This window comes from Rhodococcus sp. MPR-R1B, from assembly GCF_058793255.1.
Map to the genome: position 1 here is coordinate 43,892 of NZ_JBXAFO010000031.1, position 20,022 is coordinate 63,913.

Genomic DNA, 20,022 nt, shown 5'->3' on the forward strand with positions numbered 1-20,022 from the left:
ACGGGGATTAGCTTCGAAGTGTGAATGGTCCGTTTGTTGCCGAGAAGGCGATCGGGCCTGTCGCCGGCAAGGTGACGTGGCTGGTGCTCGATGATCGGCTCGATCCGGTCGATGAGGTCACCCAGTTCGCGTTGTATCTCGACGGCGGCGGCGCGAGCGTCAACACGTTGCGGGCCTACATTCCCCGGCTTGCCCGGTTCCTGAATTGGTGCCATTTCCAGGTAGTGGAGTGGACCAAAATATCTCTGCCGCAACTGATTTTGTACAAGCGGTCACTGGAAGCGGAACCGGGACCCTCCGGTCGGGTGCGTGCCGGCAAGACGGTGAACGCACACATCACGGCGATCGTCGAGTTTCTCAGGTACTGCGCCCGGATGGGCGTGATCGACGACGCGGTCGTCGACAAGTTCGTCGAGGCCAAACATCTGCGCTTTGCTCCGGAGACGATGCCGCAGCGCGAAAACGGCGCGCATCGATACATCACCGCGAAGGTCATCAAGGCCAAGGAAGTGACGCGGCCACCGGAATCCCTCAGCGACGACGAGGTGACCGCGCTCCTCGTAGCGACGGCGAACGTCAGGGACTTCCTACTGATCCAGTTGATGGTCGAGACCGGATTGCGTGTCGGCGAGACCCTGGGGTTACGCCGGGAAGACCTGCATTTCCTTCCGGACTCGAAGGCCTTGGGCTGCGCCCTGCCCGGCGCCCATCTGCATGTGCGACGCCGGGCCAACGAGAACCACGCGCTCGCGAAGAGTCACTACCCGCGCAGTGTCCCGGTCGGCCCGCAGACGACCACGGCCTACCGCGACTACCAGTACGAACGTGATCGGCTTGTACCCGACAGTGGATGCGATTTCGTGTTCATCAACCTGTACTCGACGTCGGCGCCCGATACCGCCATGAGATATCAGAACACCCGAAACTGCCTGACCCGAGTGGCTCGCCGTGCGGGGGTGGAGGCGCGGCTGCACATGTTGCGGCACACGGCGGGTACGTCATGGGCCCGCGCGGGCACCCCGATCGACGTGGTGCAAAAGTTGATGGGACATCAGAGTCCGGTGTCGACGGCGAAATACCTGCACCCGTCCGACGAGCAGATGCGGGCCGCCGTGGACGCCGTCGCACACCGGCGGAACGCGCACGCGAAGACCATCCGATGAGCGCGGTGGCCGCCGCCGGCCATGCGATCACGCCGGGCGACGGCGACCGGTGGCACACGTTTCTGACGGAACGGCTCGATGAGCGGTGGCGCCCGAACGAATGGGACCCGCAGACGCTGATCTTCACCGGCGATCCACACAATCAGAAAACCTTTGTGTATTTGTGCGCCCATCCGAATTGTGTGCACCCGACCGGGGTTCGCAACACCATATGCTCGTTCTGCCTCACCGAAGCCAAGCCGCACAGCAAAACCCTCACGCGCCGCTTTCACGACACCATCGTCGAACCTTGTACGGTCGCCGCCGCCGACGTCCGTTGCGCACGTCCCCGATACTCCACCGCCGGTTTGTGTTTCACACACCAGAGCCGGTTCGCGCACGCGGCGAAGACCCGCGGCATCGGCATCACCGAGTTCATGGCCGACGCGCAACCACTCGGTGCGCTGGCAACCTGCGCGGTCGGGGGCTGCAGTCACCAGGTTTTCCACCCCTCGACACCACTATGCCAATCCCACCGCAGCCAGTATCGGGGCCGTCAGGACCGCGGCGAGCCGCCGATCGACGCGCACGAGTTCGCGGCCCAGGCGCTGCCGCTGATCCGCTCGCACGAATTCACCCTGGCCGGGTGCACGGATCTGGTGCGAGCGGAGCTGCTGTGGATCCTGCAAGAACGCGACCGCCGGGGATTCGGAATCTCCCTCTTGCGGATGCGTAATCTCGTCAAAGCCGCCCACGGCGCGCGCACCCTGTTCGAGGCCACCGCCTCGGACGCGCACGTCGTGAGCTTCCTGCGGATGACGTTGCCGCTGCTGCGGCAGCAGCGGGGCGCATTCGAGGGAATCGATCTCACCGAGCCGGACCGGTGGGGCCCCGAGGTCCTCGACCGGTTCCCCAGCGCCGCGGGCACCCGCAGCCGCAACCTCGTCATCGACTGGTCCGCCGTCGGCTGCGGCTGGCTACGCATGCTCGGCAAGACATGGGCCAAGGAAACCCTGCCCCGATACGAGCACCTGAGGCCGTCGCTGCGGGCACTGACGTGGGCGTCCGAGGCCCTCGAGTTCGGCCCCGCCTTCACCGATCGTCGTGCTGCGGGGCGCGGCGACATCGCCGCCATCATCGACCATTGCCGCCGCAAGACCGCCGCCACCGGTGCGCCTTTCGCGGGCAGCTACGCCGACGACAGACTGGGGAACATCAAGGCTGTCCTCGGGTATTGCCGGTCCGCCGGACACATGGACGAGATTCCCGGGGCATTCGCGCTCACCGCCGCGCACCTGAAACAACGACCGGTCCCTCCTCACCGCGACGACGACGAACCGGGGCGGGCCCTGCCCACCGAGATCGTCGAGGTCCTCGACCGGAACATGACGTTGTTGCGGCCCACGTTCACTGCCGGACACCGCGTCGAGGGATGGTCGAACGACGACTACGCAGTGATGCGGCAGACGATCTATCAGCTGCTGCGCGACACCGGCCGGCGACCGGGAGAAATCACCGCCCTGCGCCGTGACTGTCTCGACACCGATCCCGGTGGCGGCCCGGTGCTGATCTACACCAACGCCAAGGCCAACCGACTCGGGCGCCGACTGCACATCACCACCGCTGCCGCGGCGGCGGTCAGCGCCTGGTTGGCGCGGGTGACGACCCTGCGGCCCGATCGCCGCACCGCCCACCTGTTTCCGCAACTGGATCTGTCGGACCCGTGCTCGGACAAGCACTTCAAGGCGTCCGCGTTCGGCGTCATCTTCCGCCAGTGGGTGGACTCGATCGACGAACTGGCGCCCTTGATCCGGACGGTTCCCCACCCCGGTGGCCTCATCGATCGGCGGGATCTGGTCGCCTACTCGCTGCGCCACACCTACGCACAAAATCATGCCGACGCGGGCACTCCCGTCGATGTGCTCGCCGCTTTGATGGACCACCGCGACCTCGCCGTCACCCAGGGCTACTACCGCATCGGACACCACCGCAAGCGCGAGGCGATCGAACGCGTCGGCAACATGGTGATGGACCGGCGAGGTGCGCTGCGTCCCACACCCGAGCTCATCGAATATGAACGGCGAACCGTCTCCACGCTTCTCGGCGGATGCGTCGAACCGTCGAACGTCAACTCCGGCGGCAAATCCTGCCCGATCAGGTTTCAATGCGGTGGCTGCGACCACTACCGGCCCGACCCCTCCTACATCCCCGAAATCGAGCAGGAAATCCGCAAGATCAAGGCCGACGTGAAAGAGGCCGAATTGTGCGCCGCACCGCAAGTGGTGGACAACCTGCGCTACAACCTCGCCATGTTCGAGGGCATCCTGACCAAAATGACCACCCACCTGCACCGACTCGACCCCGACGAACGCGCCGCCCTCGATGCCGCAATCGGCACCATCCGCCAAGCCCGCGAACACCAACGGCACTTTCTGCCGCTGAGCGTCGCCCACCGCAGAGGCGCTGTCGATGACTGACACCCGCACCGACAGGCTCCTCACGGCCCGCCGACAAGCCAGCCGCGACAAACACGCCCACGCCCTCCGCGCACTCGACCAGCTGGTGCGATCCGGTACCCGGATCACCTACGCGCGGGTCGCCCGCGAGGCCGGCGTGTCGACGTGGCTGCTCTACAACCAGCCGGAGCTGACGACCGCAATCCGGGACGCGATGGCCCAACAGAGCCCACCCCGACACCCGCCAGGCCCCCTCACGTCCGGGGACAGCCTGCGCACCGACCTCGAACTCGCCCGGCACGAGATCGCCGCGCTCCGCACCTCCGAACGCAAGCTCCGTGAGCGGCTGCAACGCACCCTCGGCAACGAAATCGAACAGATCGACCACTCCCAGCTGGCCGCTCGCATCGCCGACCTCGAGGCCCTCGTCGCCAACCTGCGTGTCGACAACGCGCAGCTACGCGAAACCAATACTCGGTTGGTCGAGCTGACCGACCAGCAACGCGACGACCTCGAGACCGCGAACATCCTGCTCCGCCGGTACATGAAAGAAGCCAGCCGCTCGCACCCATGATCGGCGAAACACCTACACCGGCCGCGTGGCTATCGGCTTTGGAGAGAATGGTCGGGGCACAGAAGTGTTGGCGAGGTGCACCAGCCGGCGTCGGCGAGCCACCGTTGCACCGGTACGGGTAACACTGTTCTTGCCGCGGTGGCGAGCTCTCCGGTGAGGATGGGGCCATCTCCGCACAGGGCGCAGGCAACGTCGAAGACCGGCAGGTCGGGTTCGCACTGGCGACAATGATGTTGGGCTACCAGCTCGCCACGCCGGTCTTTGTCGGGACGAAGCCAGCTCACCGCGAGATCGTCGCGCTGATGCGCCGCCTCGGCTCGGGTGGTCGGTTCGTGCCTGCAAGTGGGGCAGGCGCGGGTTGTCCTGCGTGTCCGGCTCGGCCGGGGGACAGTGCCGGATACCGAACCGGACTCCGGAGCCGCGGGCTCGGGAGTTGTTGCGAGAGAGACTGTTCCAGTAGTTTTTGCTGCTGCGGCTTTGTTCAGATGCCCGTAGACGGTAGTGCGAGGCACGCCCAACATGTCGGCGATCTGGACAACGGTGTGTTCACCGCCGTCGTAGAGTTGCTGCGCGAGCTGGACCTGATCGTCGGTGAGTTTCGGTGGGCGTCCGCCCTTGCGGCCGCGAGTCCTGGCCGCCGCCACACCTTCCCGGACATTGTTCACGGCGAGCTCACGCTGGAGTTCGGCCAAAACCGACAGCATTTCGAACATCGCCCGGCCCTCGGCGGTGGCGGTGTCGATGCCCTGCTCGAGAACCTTCAAACCTACCCCGCGCTTGCGCAGGTCGGCGCCGAGCGTGATCAGGTGCAGCACCGAACGACTGAGCCGATCCAGGTGCGTGATGACCAGGATGTCGCCGTCGTCCAACAGGGCGAGCACCACATCCAACTGAGGGCGGGAGGCCTTCGCGCCGCTGACGTGATCGACGTGAATGTTTTCAGTGGTAACCCCCGCCCGGCGCAGCGCGTCGATCTGGTGGGCAGGGTTCTGATCTGCGGTCGAGACCCGGGCATATCCGAGCAGCATCCGTCGACAATACCCCGACGGTGGTTAGTCGACATTGATTTTCGACGGTGTTTTCGACACCTCTTTCGCTCGCATCGGAGGGACACCCGCCGACTCGGATTTCATTCATGTCAGGGTGTCGGGCTCGGCCCTCATTTTTCGAAACCTCGCCCATGATCGGCGACACCGCCGATCGCCTCATGCTGGCATCCACCGCTCGTCACCCATGTAACTCACCAGAGCGATGTCGCCGAATATCCTGATTCCCCAGCTGAAGAGGAGAATCCTTCCTGCCGTCGTATAGATAACGGCGAACACTCGGGACGGCTTGGCTGCTGCGCGGGCGCGCGGCAGAAAGGGCGGGCGCCCCTCGAAGCTCACCGACGATCAAATCGCACTTGCTCAACGGCTGTACGACGCCGGAGAGAATACGGTCGCGCAGATTGCGGCGATGTTGAACGTGCCCCGCACAACTGTGTACGGCCATCTCAACAAGAACAAGTCAGCTTCGACCCCCACAGCGCATCCTCGCGGGGACGTTCCTGTGAATTCTGTTGTGCCCATGCGAGTGCCACGCACCTGCCCGACGTGTGGTTACGAGCCGAGTACACGAGCGGAAGCCACTCATCAACGCGGCGACCTGGCCGTTGCATGGCTCCACCCGGATGTCGACGATCCGAATGCGGTCGTCATCCGTTCGCACTGTCGCCATTGCGAACCCGAGCCACCCGCTTTCGACGTCGCGTGCGCCGTATGCGGTGACGGTCCAATTCTTGCCGACACCTTCGCACACGCCGCGACAGTCGAAGGCCTCCCGGTTCCTGTTCAACAATGGCTGACTGCCAGTGGGTGGAATTTGACGCCCACCCTCCTGTGCCCGGACCACCGATGAGAAGCGGCGATATGGATTCATCAGTGAAAACCCAAGCGGACCTGCGTAAACGAATAGTGCACGGTTGGAATACCGACACTCCACCAGTCGATCGAACAGCGTCCACCGCCAATCGGCTGGAGGATGCATCATGAGCGCCGCACTGCACTCCGTCTCGGGCATTCCGAACCGGAACCTCGGCGCGGATGTTGATACCGTCGAAAAGAAACTGCGAGCCATGCTCGCCGCCCTCGACGATTCCCTCGCCGGAATCAGCGATGCTCGCGAAGCCCTCCGAGACCTGTACTCAGGTCCAACCGCGTCGGACGAAGTCGAAACATTCCTCGCAGGCGAAGCCTCCAACCAGGACATCACCACCCACCTCGACGCCGCAGCCCGCAGTCTGCGCGCAGCTCTGGCAGTCATTCGCAGCCAAAAACAGTTGACGACATCGCAAATCCGTGACGGCCAACTGTGACCGATCCAGCGAACAAGCGGCCCGCGAATCCGGAAACGGAACACCGAACCAGGGCGGGAGTGATCCGCCACAACGTCTTCGGGGTCGCAGCCCTTGCTGTCGCGGCCCTGGACTTCGTCATTGGCACCCGGACCATGTTCGTCGCGGGAGTCCTCGCCCTCACGGCCTCTGCCTACAGCTTCACCAGAGCCCATCGACTTCGAACACGTTGATCTCCGAAGCGCGGATCTGATCGACGAAGGGCGTGAACGCTATTCGTTGTCATCGGCGAGGATCGCTGCGATCCTCGCCGCCAACGCCTCAGCCTCCCGCTCCACGTCGTTCAGCGTCTCCCGCACATTCGCCAACTGTTCTTGCGCCCGCGCCCGCGCGTGCCAACCCACTGCCGGATCCACATCACTGAGCGTCGACACCGGTGGGCTGTCCGGCTCGTCCTCTAGCTCGGGCATCCGGGGCAAACCATCCCAGCCCGACCCCACGTGCCGGCCACCATTGCCAGATAGGTGCGCGGCCACGATCTCCCCAATCGCCGTCGCGCTCAACCCCCACCGAGCGCGCGCACTCTGCCGCCACCGCCCCATCCCCAGGCCGCCCCAGCGATCGATTGGCACCACTAGCGGGCCGTCTCGGACCACCTGAGGCAAAGCTGCGTACGACTCTTGCGACTGCGCGGTCATCGGCTGAGCTTTCGCGAGCGCGGCCGCGACCGCCGCCGTCGAAGGCCACCTGTCCACATACGCCAACAACCGCGCCCAGCGCAGAAACACCGCAGCCGGGCACATGCGCGGATCATCGTTGGCCGGCACCTGAATCCACACCTGGCCAACCTGAACCTGCAACGTCGAGTTGACTACCCGCACCTGGCTTCGTTGCAGCCGTTCGATCTGCCCGTAGGACATTCCAGCGGCCTTCGACAACACCAACAGCAGCGCATCCCGGCGGCCGAACAATCCCGACGGCCATCCTGCTGACGGCAGCGCTGCTACCACCTGTGCGGCCTCGCTCGACGGCCACTCGTGACCGCCACCGCCTCTCACGGCCCTCGCATCGGCCTTGGCAGGCACTGGGACCTGAGCGTGCATATGAGCTGCCCGCACAGCCGCCAGTCGTTCCCGTTGTGTCGACAACGCCGCCGGATTGGCGCGCACGAATCCGATCAGCGTCTCACGGTCTGCCGGTATAGGGGTGGCGCCGACACCGATGCACCAATCCGTGAACAGTGACCACCGCGCTCGATGGCGTGCAGGCAGCAGCATGCCCACGCGTTCGAGTTCATCGTGATCGTGCATGGCCCTACGGTATCCGCCACGGTCCCGCCGCAAATCGTGCGCGGCGCTTCCTTGCCGAAGCTCTGAACCCTGTCCGTCGACGCGGACCTACGAATCGTTCGTCGAATGCCCCGTTCACCGGTGGAAATGCCGTGGCCTACGCGGAGGTGAGCCCGACGGCTGCGCTGTTCGACGGTGCCGCACACCGGAACCCCGCCAGAGAGAGTTGTCCCAACAGCAAACGCCGAGCCGAGGAGCACACGATGAACGCCACTGACGACATTCACCGACGACAACATGATCTCGACCGCGTTGCACAACGCAGCGGGCGAGGGCGCCATGCTCGTCGTGTTCGCCGACGGTTCCACCACTTCCGGTCCTCGTGTCCTGGTTGAGGGATTCCTCGAGGTGTCGACCCAGGAAGTCGCCCGCACCTTCGACGGTGCTGTCGTGGCCGGTTGGATCGCCGACGCGGGCACTGACTGGCACGCCGCCGTAGACCGCTACCGCCGTGAGATCGCGGCCTGAAAGCCACCTGCACCCGCAACCCCCCGAGCGGGTGCAGGTCTCCCCCGCAGCCGGAACGTCAGCCCTCCCCCCGGGTGATGCGTTCCGGCTGCGGCATTTCTGTGTGCGACAGAACCCGCCAGTGACTGATAGTTCCGCGTGGTGGACACCAGCCCATCCCTGCCGGCCCTGGGGCTGGCTGTCCAACCATTTCCCATATCCGAGCCTGCCTCGGCGAAGTCGACGGACACGACAACAACGTGCAGCGACCAGTACGAAAGCGGTGCCTCGAATAGCTATTCGGGGCACCGCTTAGGCTTTTTGTGGGTCGGCTGTGTCGCTGCTACGCGCCCCAAATCAGTGCCGCGCCTGCGACGACAGCGGCAATTGCACCGCCGAAGAGCAACGGGAACTCCTGACTCACCGTCATGCGTATCCGCCCCTGATAGGACGCGAAGCCGATCGCAAAGGCAGCGATCCCGACGACGAGGGCGAACCACCAGAACCCGTCGAACTTGCCCACGAGTTCAGCGACGCCCGGGGGTGCTTCCGGCGAGAGTTGCGGGATCTGTGTCAGGGCAGGGGAAGTGGACATGGAGCCTCCGATGATGTTGGTACGAACCGACCGAGTTCTGCCGGTGATTTCACATACAACTCTTCCCTACGTGCCTATTGGCTGCGGCACACCGTCACACCAGCTCGTACCCGAACGGCGCCGACGCTCGCAATGTCACTTCACGTTCCGAGTACGCGAACGCTCCCGGTTGTCTGCGATTACTGTCCAGCCGCCTACGCTGGTACCGGTAGCAGTCCAAAACCGCGGGAGGTGCACCGCTGATGACATTCGGAAACGACGCACCACAGCCACTTCCCTCGATGCCTGAACCCGCGCCGGAACCTCATGCATTCCAACTGACTTTGATCGGCGAACCTCAACCAGTCCGGATCCCGGAACGGATATGGCGATCCTGGTTCGAGAACCCCGCGATCGTGGCTCGCTTCGAGTCCAAAAGATACCGGCGGCTGGACGACCAATGCTGGCCATGGACTTCCGGGGTGTCATCAACAGGCTATGGATCCTTCCGCGCAGCAAGCCTGCCAGGCCCCTCGCGTCGGGGAACAGTCCCGGCCCACCTGTTCGCATTTCAGCTCGAATACGGGGTAATTCCACGGTTGGGCTGGTCCAATGCCGACGACGCCGTGCTGTGCCATCAGTGTGACTTCGCTGGCTGTACAAATCCGACTCATCTGCGACTGGGCACCCGTCGCACAAACCGCGGCGAATACGAACTGCGCCGCCGCAACATCGCCAGCCCTCTCGCAGACGTACGCGGACCGGCCGGCCGCACCCGGGCCATCGCTGACGCTGTCCGAGCAGGCCTCGAACGAAACGAAGACAGCACCGAAATCGACCGTCGAATCTATCTCGCAGAACAGGCCGGACTGCCCTTCACGCTGTGGTAACACGATGTGCCACAGCGGCCGCCGAAATCGCTATGGTTCACGTGACGGACTCAGCAGCCCACCAGAACCGAGGAGATATTCGATGGACGAAGAAGCGAAAAACCGCGTGCGAAACGAAATCCTAGATCTCGCTGCGGGCCAGGCAACCCTCGTTGGCAAAGGCGCGAAGGAATTCGCGGTGCTAGCCACGGAACAAATTGACGACGCAGACACGGCGATCAAGAGTGGTGACCCAGATGGCGTTGCGACCCAACATGTCCAGCTCGCGAATGCTTACGCGACACTGGCATTGGCCGCATCCAATCAGGCGCTCCTCTTCGAGCGGCTACACAGCTCCGCTCTCAATCAGTAGGTATCCAGCCGAACGCTCGTCTCATGTCTGGAGCCCGGGGAGCCCTCGTCTCGTCAATTAACCAGGGAGTCTCCGGTCTCACGATGATCGAGTGCGCCGAGCGTGCTCGACAATGTATGTGCGACGTCAATCGTTCGAAGGCCGAGTCAATTCCTACGAGGGACACGTGCCGCGCCCTCCTCCAGGGCCCCGCATCGTGAGGAGGCAGCCACGCCGGAACCTCCGTTTCGGAAGATGCACGACCAGAAAGGCAATAGCGCAATGAATGTCCCAAATCACGCAACGCACGGCCAGGACGCAAACATCGTGGCACTCGGGTTCACCGGGGCGGACCGCTACAACTTGGTCCGGATCTTCCGAGACGGCGGACCCTCAAACACTGCCGATGCAGTGCTCCTCGACGAATACACGCGACGAGATGCAGAGTCCTTGGCGGCCTACAACAAATTCAAGATCCACCAGAGCAAACAACTTATCGTCGCCGCTCTCATCGGGATAGCGCTGTTACTCAGCGCTCCGTTCGGCATCCACATGATCATGGACCTGATTCAAATCTGATTCACATATGCCGGTGTGGGCACAACCAATTCCCCTCGTAGATGCACCACGCGAGGGGAATTGGCGGGCGTAGGTCGCCCTGGCGTCCAGTGGTCAGAACCCGAGATCCATGACTGCGTTGTTTTGTGCCGGATTGCGTTCGCGCGCATAGATTTCAACCGTGGCCGGGGACTTGTGCCCGGTCTGACGCATGATCGAATGTGTACTTGCGCCATTCGACAGCGATTGTGTGACGAACCCTGCGCGAGGCGAATGCCCACCCAACATCATCACCTCCTCATCGCTGAACCCGGATGCACTGGCCCGCATCCGAATCACGCTGTGAATCGCCGCCCCTGACAACCCGGATTCGCTGATGTTCCCGTGCCGGTCGATCTTCCGGAACAACGGCGCCAACCCATCAACCGGGGAGACACCGCGATCGCGGCACACATGATGAGTGAACGGTTCGGTCCGCGCCAGCTCCGCGATCACCGCGGGCCGGCCTCCCGAATCGAACGCACACACCACCTGATGCCATCGCCGGTACGCGCAGACCGGGCACCGGTGATGATGACCCCGCCCGAACGGCGCCACCTTGGTCTGTCCGACACCGCTCTGGTCCGACTTCGACACCCGCACGCGCAGATGCAGTCCGTCCTCACGGTGCATCCGGCCATCGGCGAGGACCAGGTTCGCGAGCTCCGATCGCCGGAACGCACCAGCAAAGCCAAGAAGCAACAGCGCAGAGTCACGGCGTTCACGAACCCGGTCAACCCAACTACTGCACCCCTCACGAGCAGTCACCAGGATGTGTTCGATGTCGTCGAGCAGCAACGCTTCTCGCTGTCGGCTACGTCGGTTCGGATCGCGCGCAGCTTTGCGTTGCAAACCGGCCAGCGTGGACGCCACCAACTGACTCGTGCCCGGCGGCGGCAACTCCGCGGCCCTGTGGAAGAAATTGATCGACGCCACCCACCTGCGCAGAGTCGTCGGCGAGTACGGACCCATGCCCTCCCGGGGTTCGGAGGCGGCTTCTGCCAGGTACGACGCCACCGTCTCCGCGGCCGCCGGCAAGGCATCGAGTTCGTTCGCTGCGCACCAACGAGCGAACCGATGCCAATCCGAGCGATACGCGCGGGTTGTCGTCGAGGCCTGCGATTGACTGACCGCTTCGACGACACGGGCCTTCGCTTCGTCGCCCCCTCTGCCCCAGGGCGAGAGCTGTCCTCTAGCCGAAGTGGTGGCGGGGAGGTTCGGAATCGTTGACGGATCCATATCTGGAACCGTAGCGGTGCCCTCTGACCTCACCGACCGATCATTGGAGCCAGTTCACGATCCCCCACGCATCCAGATTCCACACCAGATGCCCGACAATCGACGGCCACAGTGATCGTGTTGCCAGCGTGAGCGGGTAGAACAGTGCACCGAACGTGCACGCGAGAAGCACATTCCATGCGCCTTGATTGCTGTGGTGGAAGCCGAATGCGACGGTGGAGAGTAGACCGCCACCAATGATCGAGACGATCGTCAGCGCGCGTCTGCTGATCTGGCTCTCGACACGGTCAGAGCAGCAGCCCGGGGCCACGAAAGAGGACCTCTTCCCAGAGCACACCAGCTGAGATCGACACGATCACCAGACCCGTGGAGAGACCGGTGTACCAGTTGATGCGGTCAGTGGAAACGATCGCCGGCGTTATCGATGTGGCAGAACGCAACAGAGGATCCAACACCCGTAACCAGACGAAGACGAGGACGAGGGGAGCAACAACACCCAGTAGCAATGGCTCGACGGGACGGTGAGGGATCCTGATGGGGCGCGGTATTCCAAATCCGGATGAGAGCAACACGCTTCGTATCGATGTGCGACGGTCGACCTTTTCAAAGTATGTGACCATCAGCATGATTCCTGGAATCACGATGGCTCCGTACATTGCACCCGCAATGACTTTCGGTAGGGCAATCGGTTGCGTGAGGCCGTCAAAGACTAAGTACGCAGCGAAGACGAGCACGAGCATCGTGAAGGCGGCGTAAACCGCGACTGGGACCGGAGCAATGCGAAGGCGAATCGCAGGCGCCGACGCTGGCGGTCGTGTCATTCCGATATTTGATCAGCTCTACGCGGCGATCGCGGAAGCAACACGCCCGCACCTCAACTAGTGGAGTCCTCCGTGGACGCCGAGTCGAATCCACAAATCGGCCATCACGGCTGAACTGTCCCGATGGCCACTCAACCGGACATGAATCGGCCCCGATCGAGTGATCGGGGCCTACTGAGGCAGGTCAGATCGAGCACAAAGTGAACAAGTGCAATGCGGACCGAGCAACTGCATGACGATCGTTGAGGTCAACGGGCCACTCCCCCACCTTCTGCTCCTCATTTCGGGAGCGGTCGGTCACATAGAACACCAGAAAACCGCCTTCGCTGGTGGTGACCCCGGCGGCTCGGGCGCGCAGGTGGTCGGCGTTCCACACAAGGGATCCGTTCACGAGCAGCGACATCTCATCCTGGTTGATCCTCGTTTGTATGTCGTAGTCCGAATCCGACTGCACCGGAGCATTCGCAACATTGACCATCTCAACCCGATGACCTTCGCTGAACGGGAAGGGAACCGCGTCGCGGTCGTAGAACAGCGGCTGCAAGGTTGCCGAGCCGTCGACTACCACCGGGCTCGACGTACGAAGGACGTGTTCGTGTGGACGGACAACAGTCACCAGCGTTTCGGGCCGGAGATGCACAGTCACCAGTGACGCTCCCGCTTCGTCCAGTAGGTCGAGTTCGGTAGACCACCGGTCGATCGCTTTCACCGCCTTCACGGTCGGTTCGGTGACGTTGCCGTCGGCGTCCTTCATCCGGACAACGTCGCAGGCCCGGAGATCGGATGCAGCGAGGATCTCGCTGCCGTCGGTGCGGGAGATTTGGCGTGGCTGCTTTGTTGTCATGGCAACAGTCGACCAAGGCGTTGTCGTAAGTGCGGCACCGTGAGATGGGCAGCCGGTGTTGTTGCCGAGTGGAGCAGGCGGCTTGTTCAGGCTCTTCAGCGTCGTTGTCAGCGGCCCTGTAGAGCGACGAATCGCCTGCAGGTAGGGGTAAGGGCTCCCCGGGCGACATTCGGCCGGTCCTGGGATTTCGGCCATTTTCACCGAAAAACACGCTCACCTGGCCCTTCCAGGCTTGAACTGCGGTAATGAATATTATCGTTGGTCAGAACGCAAAGGCACCGGGTCAAACGTGAGTGAGGCAAAGAACCCCCCAATTTCGAGAAACTTCACTTCTTGGCCAACGGAGACCGGAAACGGTTGTCTGCGAAATCAGAGCGCAAAATTGCAGGTCACCGTACTTCTCATGCTGGCTGAGCCTGCCAATCTTGTCGCCCACTCTGCGCATCGTGCCTGGCAAGCAAACTGTCGGACGTTAGGCCCTGGAAGCTGGCCTCCCCACGCCGTTCAGCGATGTCAATCGCAGTGCCACTATGCCGCCGACGTGCGCTGGGGCTGCGATACCAAGCCGGCCCCGAACTAGCCTCCAATCTGCCCGTGTACGCAGGACAGATGGCGTCGTTTCCATCGGGCAACAGCGCTGGCGTCGACGATGCTGACAGGGCGATGCACCGGAACCCTCGTCCGTAACGTCAGGCCTGAGTCGAATCCAGCCATCCCGAGGAGCACCAATGCCACCAGAGAGTCACCGCCCCAGAATTACGTACCGGAATGAGAAGCAAGCGCAGATCGTCGGGATTGGCTACTTGTCTTTCGGGCTCATCGCTCTGATCGGTGTTGTGCTGTTGCTGATCATTCCGGCTGTGTGGTCCATCGTGATCCTGGCAATAGGTGTTGGCGGTGTTGTCGGCCTCTTCCTGATCACTCCCCCATCAGACAAGGCGCCTCACGACTGACCGGTCCGCATCGGACCAACCCGGGATCGGAAGCTTCCGATCGACAGCGCACCCCTCCCCTCCCCTGATTCGACCCTGCGGCCAGCTCGAGCACGACGAGCTGGCCGTTTTCCATTTTCGATCCACTGTTTGCTCGCGGGCGGGAAATTGCGCGCCAATCACCGCAGTTCACAGGCATAGCGCCCCCCAGATGGCCATGGACAGCCATTCGGGCCCCCTCTTAGGCATCTACCGCGGCGAGGGGGTCTGTCCAGCCTCCGTCGATGCTGGGGCGCATTGCCGCGATTTGACGATTTTCCAGGGTCGCAAATTCGCGAAATCGTATGGCCTGAATCACAATTGACCAAATCAGCCCGGGGTCAGACTGACGTCCGGAGTGTCTCTTCAGGTGGCTCGGAATCAGGAATATCGGACGCCAGTGCGCTCAGGAAACGGCTGACTGGATTGGGTCCGGATGTGCATCTGGCGACCTCCAACACAGGTACTGCCCGCCAAACTTGGTTCGAAAATTCGGTCGATCCCGCTCCGGCGCTCGTCAGTGCCGAATCCATCCCACCAGTTGCGGGTACACCATCCCGTCTCCAAACGTGTGCCTGCTGCGCCCTCCCCTCAAGTGGACGTAGGCCTCCTTCTGGAAGATTCCTCAGTCCTTGGCGTCCGCGTCTGCCGTACGAATCGTGAAGGAGGAGCTGACGAGAGCTGCTCTAGGCAGGGCTTCGGAGACAGCAATTGGGCGTCCGCGCTGGTGTCATCCAAGAGGACGCTCTAGCCATCAAGATTCTGTGATCGCGCTCGAGGTGGCCGTCCTGTCCGCGGCAGATATGCCAGGCTGACGACACGAACCCTCCTATGGATAGAACAAATGGATATACGAGTGGGAGCCGGTATTCGACAGTGGATTCCCTATGCGGTGCCTGAAACGATCGCATCACTCCCCTCATTGGGCAATGGTGAAGCGCCTCGATTGTTCGCAACTGCCGGATGGCTGTCAGCTTCTTCTCGTCGCGTGCACTTCAGTCGACTGCGGAACCAGCGAGTTGATCGGCGAAGATTATGAGGTTTCCTGCTGAGAGTTTCACCTCAACGGTAACCTCGTTGTCCGGGCGCGGACCGAGTTCCGGGGCATGAATAGGTCCGGAAGAACGGGCAATTATCGAAGAATCCATCTCTCACTCTCCCCTATCGACTTCCTGGCGCTGACCCGGAACAGCGCGCAGAGCGAAGGTATGTCGGTTCGGAGGTCCAAATTTTGGAACCCCAGAGCGGCGGAGAGTCTTCAACACGTGACTCATTGTGTGATCGAAAATATGCATCTAGCTGTGATAACTGGCAAAGAAAGTATTGTATGTACGTGTATCGCAGCTAGTCCGTGTCAACAGTGTGTGGCGTGACTACTGGCAGAGCTGTATGGCTAGTAGCATATTGCTCACACTATGTATGCAGATGTACAGTGTAAACGGTGTATATACGTGGAGTCTGGTTAGAACTGACATTGTGTGTGGCACTGTCATTACATTCGGCACGGTAATTCTGTGTTTCATGTGTGAGCTATGTAAGCCTTATAATCCATGTAATATGTTGTGTATGTTTAACACGGTTCATCTGTGTACTACGTGTTGCAATGCACGACTGTGTACAACTTGGGGGCAAGAGTAATCGGGTAGTCAGCACACACTTTTGATCACTTGATGCACCCATTGTTAGTGCGAGCAACATGACACTTTGTATGCAGGTGATATGTGCTGCACTGGTAACACATGCTTGATTGTGTATGCGTGTCATATGTCATGACTGTGGAAGATGGGCTACCCGCACTACACAGCCACACATCGGTGCACGGATGTACTGTGCGGGCAATGGTCCATGGGTTATAGTTACTGCACTGTGCACCACAGCTTGCACATGTAACACGGTCCAGCAAGACAGCCATTGTGGCACTGCACATATGGCGTCTACTGCGTCCACTGGTTACGCAGCCAAGCATGTAGACACTAAGATCAAAGTTGACACTAGGTACCCGTAGGGGACAGGCCACACAGCAAGTCAGGTACTCACTGATCAGCTTGTATCGCCAGATCACACGGAGACCCAGTGAACGCACTACCTGCAACACAACACGTACTGCACGCCTAGTCATAGGTACACAGGAACCACGGCTTATATGCTGTGACAACACAACAGCCGGTTCGACCCGATGTCGCCTCACTGAAATCAGGCATCGAGTGCGGGCCACTACAGAGAGGGTGTGCGATGGCCGATCTAGGCGAAAGCCGCGCCGACTACCGTGCGAAGACAGTTGCGACCTTGTGCTCCAAAGGTGGAGTAGGGAAGAGCACTCTAGCTGCGCAGATCATCTCCGACGCCTCCAGGCTCGGACTGAAAGTTCTCGGTATCGATCTTGACCCCAACGGCACCTTGTCTCGACTGACAGGCACGGTCGCTCCGGTAGGGGAGTTGTCGATCGGCGACGTTCTAGTGGGCGCTGCAAGGCCGCAGCAGGTGGCCCGAGTTCCAGTGGACTGGCAGCCTGACATTGCCTTCGATCGTCCGTGGATACAGGGCGGTCCGCTCCTGCCCGGAGGTGCGGTCCACATCCTGCCGGCACCGGACCGCGGCCTTGAAGTGACGACATCGAGGTCTGGAACCGACGCGGAGCAGGCTCTCCTCGAAGCGCTCGCAGTATCGGAAATCGGTGAGCATTACGACCTGATCGTCGTGGATCCGCCCGCCAGCACATCGTCGACCCTCTATTTGGCGTTGTACGCCTCCGAACACCTGGTGTTCCCGCTGCAGACCGAATCGGCCGCTCTTTCCGGACTCACACTTACGGTGGAATCTGCGATCAAGTTCAGCAGTCTTTCCCGTCGGCGGGTGAACGGTATCGGGGTTGTTGCGACGATGCTCGATCGCACCACCGAACACACGTTGACCCTCGCAGCAGCGCAGGAGTGGATGGACGAGCGATTCAAGGGGCAAATCGGCGTTCTCAATCCGCAGATCCCACGTCGAACCATCGTGTCAGAAGCAGGGTCGTCGATGGTTCCTGTCTCTCGCCTCGTAACAGGCAAGCTGAAGAACGCAGACATCGCCTCCCGTTACGCCGCAGTGGCTTTGGCAGTCGTCGCAGCGGTGACACCGGAGCGCCTCGAAGCGATTTTCGACGCAATCGAGAAGGAAGATCTTCCCGAGGAGATCGCGGACATCATCTACGCGGCTCTCGAAAGTCGCGCTGAGACAGTCAATACCGGACAAGAAAACTAGGAAGGGGACCACCGATGTCGCAACGACCTAGGCGTGACCCACTCAAGATGGCGCGGGCTGCATCCGGCGGGACCAGCCTCGCAGCGTTCACCGAAGAACCGTCGGTGCCAAACCCCGCTGAGGACACCCAGTCCGAGGTGAGCCCACTGCCCGCGGCGTCACCGGTGGTCACTCCTGACGACGACAACGACTACGGCGATTTTGAGGACCCCGCAGACGACGCGCCGGCCCCGACGCCGCGAAGGTCGACAGGCAAGCGGAAAGACACCATCAGGACGAAGACGTTCCCGATGCTGCAGACCACCGTTGACGCTGTTTCGGAATCCTCGTTGGCCTGGCACATCGCCGACCCAACGCGGATGCAGCACTTCGGTGGAACAGCATCTGAAACAGCGTTCGTTCAGGCACTCCTCCTGTTCGCCGTCGATCGCATTTCGAAGAACCAGAAGGACGCCGACCGATTGCTCCGCTACTTCCCAGAGAACGCGCGAGTTCGCAACCGGTAGCGAGTGACCCGATCGCCACCTAGTTGGGGCCGTACAAGTAGCCACTTGTACGGCCCCAACCCTGTTTCCAGCGTCTTCCCAGCTCAGGACGATGGAGGTGACACGTCACGCATACATGTGCCGCATCACCGGAACTGGGCATGTTTACATGCTCTACATCGGAGATGAACACATCTACACCTGACGGGAACTGCCCATGATCACTTTGAGGTTGCATCGCGACGCACGAGCCCTCCTGGACGAGGTCGCCGAACGAACCGACCGCCCCCTGGGATGGATACTCGGGGAAGCGACTATCACCGCCATGGTCGATGTCGCCGGCGCTGCTGACATCGAAGCAGCCCGAGCAGTACTCGCCCCCCACCTACCGAGCCCCGACAAAACCCACACCAGTCGAATGACCACCACTCTCTCCAAACACTGCGAGTCTGTTGTCGGTCTTCTCCTGACCCACCAGGGTGGGGGACTGGCGTCGACATCCGCCATCGTTCGTGCAGCGTGGGGACACTGGATTTCTACTGCGACCGTCGACGAAATCGCCGAACACCTCGGCGTAGTAAGGCCCCGAGCGCAGATCGCAATGGGCACCGGTGCAGCATGAGCCGCCGACAATCCCTGACCGTCGCAGGCTCAGCACTCCTACTCGCAGCCCGATGCTCGCCGGACACCACCTTCGACGCCACGGCCGCCACCGAACTGCTACCGGACCGTTTGCGATACACCCAACTGGGGCCGGACTCGGATGTGGTGAGCCCCCAACAGGCATGGAGTGAGCTGGTCGAGGCGGGGAGGGTCACCGGGACCTTCGACGACTGGCACTTGACTGAAACATCCGAGGAAGGTGCCGAAAATGGTCGACGCCCGTAGGCACGACACTTCGCCGGCCAAGGCAACACGAGCTCGCGGCCGGACCGGATTCTTCGTCCCGATGGTCAAGGATTTCTGGAAAGACCTCGCAGCACTCGGCTGCAACCTGTCGGAGATCGGCTACTTCACCATGATTTCCACCAGCAAGGCGACTTCGCCCATTGGCAGCTTGTACATGCGCCACGAATGGGCAGACCTCGACGGCACGAACCTGGACCATGCAGAGCGCACTCTCGAACAACTCGAGAAACGCGGCCTGATAGCCCGCGATGGGTACTACATCCTCGTCGTGTCCTGGATTCGCCAGTACGCCTTCAACAACCCCAAATACCTGCGCGCCGGGTTGTATCCCCTTCAGAACGAGATCGACAGCCCATTCTTGCGGTTCGTATTCGGCACACAACTACTACAGCTCAGACTCTGCGACCTCGACAAGACGAAAGCCGCAAACCTTCATGAAAGTGCATCGCTCCTGTGGGCCGAAATCACGGGATCCGCACTTCCACCTGCTGACGCAATGGACGGCGACATAGACCAGCCGAACGACTACATGGTCACGGCGCTGAGCAACATGCCCGGGATCGAATTAGCCGTGACAGAACTCGACCGGCGGACCTGGTGTGTAGTGCAGGCCGAGCTACACCGACCACTGCAACAGGCGCTCGGGAAGCATCGCAAAGTGACTCAGATTCAACCGCGCGCCAGCAATCACTAAGGCTGGGACTCACGTTCGCGATGTGAGCCCATCCTTTACCTAAACCTGAATCCACCGATAGAACTTCCATTGACCGGAGTGTCTAACTGAAGAAAGTGCCCCCTGAACTGGGATGATTTGA

General features: G+C 61.8%; 21 protein-coding genes and 1 pseudogene. 15 read left to right on the forward strand and 7 right to left on the reverse strand.

Annotated elements, in window-relative coordinates:
- Positions 1-20: 20 nt before the first annotated feature.
- Genes AC1Q61_RS28405 through AC1Q61_RS28415 form a run of 3 tightly spaced genes read left to right on the forward strand, consistent with a single transcriptional unit; the run spans position 21 to position 4,172 of the window.
- Positions 21-1,163 carry a tyrosine-type recombinase/integrase gene (locus AC1Q61_RS28405; RefSeq protein ID WP_082893248.1) on the forward strand — a complete coding sequence of 381 codons (1,143 nt, stop codon included), beginning with the start codon at positions 21-23 and terminating at the stop codon, positions 1,161-1,163.
- Positions 1,160-3,619, forward strand: coding sequence for a tyrosine-type recombinase/integrase (locus AC1Q61_RS28410; RefSeq protein ID WP_064074904.1), 2,460 nt, complete (start codon positions 1,160-1,162; stop codon positions 3,617-3,619). The genes AC1Q61_RS28405 and AC1Q61_RS28410 overlap by 4 nt, the downstream gene beginning before the upstream one ends.
- On the forward strand, positions 3,612-4,172 hold the full coding sequence (locus tag AC1Q61_RS28415) for a DUF6262 family protein (RefSeq protein WP_064074903.1): 561 nt from the start codon (positions 3,612-3,614) through the stop codon (positions 4,170-4,172). The genes AC1Q61_RS28410 and AC1Q61_RS28415 overlap by 8 nt, the downstream gene beginning before the upstream one ends.
- Positions 4,173-4,201: 29 nt before the next feature.
- On the opposite strand, the gene AC1Q61_RS28420 is transcribed toward AC1Q61_RS28415, so the two are convergent.
- Positions 4,202-5,200: a recombinase family protein gene (locus AC1Q61_RS28420; protein ID WP_075835633.1), complete on the reverse strand. Its 999-nt coding sequence runs from the start codon at positions 5,198-5,200 to the stop codon at positions 4,202-4,204.
- 283 nt (positions 5,201-5,483) lie between these two features.
- Between AC1Q61_RS28420 and AC1Q61_RS28425 the strand changes: the two are divergent.
- Both AC1Q61_RS28425 and AC1Q61_RS28430 read left to right on the forward strand, forming a co-directional pair.
- Positions 5,484-6,071 (forward strand): annotated as a pseudogene (locus AC1Q61_RS28425) (helix-turn-helix domain-containing protein); the annotation flags it as partial.
- 130 nt (positions 6,072-6,201) lie between these two features.
- Entirely contained in the window at positions 6,202-6,528 is a 327-nt protein-coding gene (locus tag AC1Q61_RS28430) for a hypothetical protein (protein WP_052959781.1), read from the forward strand.
- 251 nt (positions 6,529-6,779) lie between these two features.
- On the opposite strand, the gene AC1Q61_RS28435 is transcribed toward AC1Q61_RS28430, so the two are convergent.
- Positions 6,780-7,817 (reverse strand): site-specific integrase, encoded by a 1,038-nt coding sequence (locus tag AC1Q61_RS28435; protein ID WP_075835637.1) that lies wholly within the window; start codon positions 7,815-7,817, stop codon positions 6,780-6,782.
- A 276-nt stretch (positions 7,818-8,093) separates the two neighbouring features.
- Between AC1Q61_RS28435 and AC1Q61_RS28440 the strand changes: the two genes are divergently transcribed.
- Positions 8,094-8,324, forward strand: a complete 231-nt coding sequence (locus AC1Q61_RS28440) for a hypothetical protein (RefSeq protein ID WP_075835639.1) — start codon at positions 8,094-8,096, stop codon at positions 8,322-8,324.
- Positions 8,325-8,646: 322 nt separating this feature from the next.
- Here the strand turns inward: AC1Q61_RS28440 and AC1Q61_RS28445 are convergent, their stop codons facing one another.
- Positions 8,647-8,898 (reverse strand): hypothetical protein, encoded by a 252-nt coding sequence (locus AC1Q61_RS28445; RefSeq protein WP_047269172.1) that lies wholly within the window; start codon positions 8,896-8,898, stop codon positions 8,647-8,649.
- A gap of 242 nt (positions 8,899-9,140) precedes the next feature.
- Here AC1Q61_RS28445 and AC1Q61_RS28450 point away from each other — a divergent pair, with 242 nt between their 5' ends.
- From AC1Q61_RS28450 to AC1Q61_RS28460, 3 genes are all read left to right on the forward strand, one after another.
- Positions 9,141-9,767 (forward strand): HNH endonuclease family protein, encoded by a 627-nt coding sequence (locus AC1Q61_RS28450; RefSeq protein WP_064112232.1) that lies wholly within the window; start codon positions 9,141-9,143, stop codon positions 9,765-9,767.
- Positions 9,768-9,849: 82 nt separating this feature from the next.
- Positions 9,850-10,119, forward strand: coding sequence for a hypothetical protein (locus AC1Q61_RS28455; RefSeq protein WP_075835641.1), 270 nt, complete (start codon positions 9,850-9,852; stop codon positions 10,117-10,119).
- A gap of 261 nt (positions 10,120-10,380) precedes the next feature.
- Positions 10,381-10,677, forward strand: coding sequence for a hypothetical protein (locus AC1Q61_RS28460; protein ID WP_058228451.1), 297 nt, complete (start codon positions 10,381-10,383; stop codon positions 10,675-10,677).
- 93 nt (positions 10,678-10,770) lie between these two features.
- On the opposite strand, the gene AC1Q61_RS28465 is transcribed toward AC1Q61_RS28460, so the two are convergent.
- The 4 genes from AC1Q61_RS28465 to AC1Q61_RS28480 all read right to left on the reverse strand — a co-directional run bounded on the left by AC1Q61_RS28465 (position 10,771) and on the right by AC1Q61_RS28480 (position 13,599).
- A complete protein-coding gene (locus AC1Q61_RS28465) occupies positions 10,771-11,934 on the reverse strand; it encodes a site-specific integrase (protein WP_075835643.1) in 1,164 nt (387 codons plus the stop codon).
- Between the two features lie 40 nt (positions 11,935-11,974).
- Positions 11,975-12,244 carry a CPBP family intramembrane glutamic endopeptidase gene (locus tag AC1Q61_RS28470; RefSeq protein WP_075835645.1) on the reverse strand — a complete coding sequence of 90 codons (270 nt, stop codon included), beginning with the start codon at positions 12,242-12,244 and terminating at the stop codon, positions 11,975-11,977.
- Positions 12,222-12,674: a hypothetical protein gene (locus AC1Q61_RS28475; RefSeq protein ID WP_338481215.1), complete on the reverse strand. Its 453-nt coding sequence runs from the start codon at positions 12,672-12,674 to the stop codon at positions 12,222-12,224. The genes AC1Q61_RS28470 and AC1Q61_RS28475 overlap by 23 nt, the downstream gene beginning before the upstream one ends.
- Before the next feature lie 265 nt (positions 12,675-12,939).
- Positions 12,940-13,599 (reverse strand): hypothetical protein, encoded by a 660-nt coding sequence (locus AC1Q61_RS28480; protein WP_075835649.1) that lies wholly within the window; start codon positions 13,597-13,599, stop codon positions 12,940-12,942.
- A 728-nt stretch (positions 13,600-14,327) separates the two neighbouring features.
- On the opposite strand from AC1Q61_RS28480, the gene AC1Q61_RS28485 reads away from it, so the two are divergent.
- From AC1Q61_RS28485 to AC1Q61_RS28510, 6 genes are all read left to right on the forward strand, one after another.
- A complete protein-coding gene (locus AC1Q61_RS28485; protein WP_047269165.1) occupies positions 14,328-14,552 on the forward strand; it encodes a hypothetical protein in 225 nt (74 codons plus the stop codon).
- Between the two features lie 2,250 nt (positions 14,553-16,802).
- On the forward strand, positions 16,803-17,813 hold the full coding sequence (locus tag AC1Q61_RS28490) for a ParA family protein (RefSeq protein ID WP_047269163.1): 1,011 nt from the start codon (positions 16,803-16,805) through the stop codon (positions 17,811-17,813).
- Positions 17,814-17,827: 14 nt separating this feature from the next.
- Positions 17,828-18,319 carry a hypothetical protein gene (locus AC1Q61_RS28495; RefSeq protein WP_125053092.1) on the forward strand — a complete coding sequence of 164 codons (492 nt, stop codon included), beginning with the start codon at positions 17,828-17,830 and terminating at the stop codon, positions 18,317-18,319.
- A 196-nt stretch (positions 18,320-18,515) separates the two neighbouring features.
- A complete protein-coding gene (locus AC1Q61_RS28500) occupies positions 18,516-18,920 on the forward strand; it encodes a hypothetical protein (protein WP_047269161.1) in 405 nt (134 codons plus the stop codon).
- On the forward strand, positions 18,917-19,186 hold the full coding sequence (locus tag AC1Q61_RS28505) for a hypothetical protein (RefSeq protein WP_047269160.1): 270 nt from the start codon (positions 18,917-18,919) through the stop codon (positions 19,184-19,186). The genes AC1Q61_RS28500 and AC1Q61_RS28505 overlap by 4 nt, the downstream gene beginning before the upstream one ends.
- Entirely contained in the window at positions 19,170-19,901 is a 732-nt protein-coding gene (locus AC1Q61_RS28510; protein WP_047269159.1) for a hypothetical protein, read from the forward strand. Before AC1Q61_RS28505 ends, AC1Q61_RS28510 begins: the two co-directional genes overlap by 17 nt.
- The last annotated feature ends 121 nt before the right edge of the window (positions 19,902-20,022 follow it).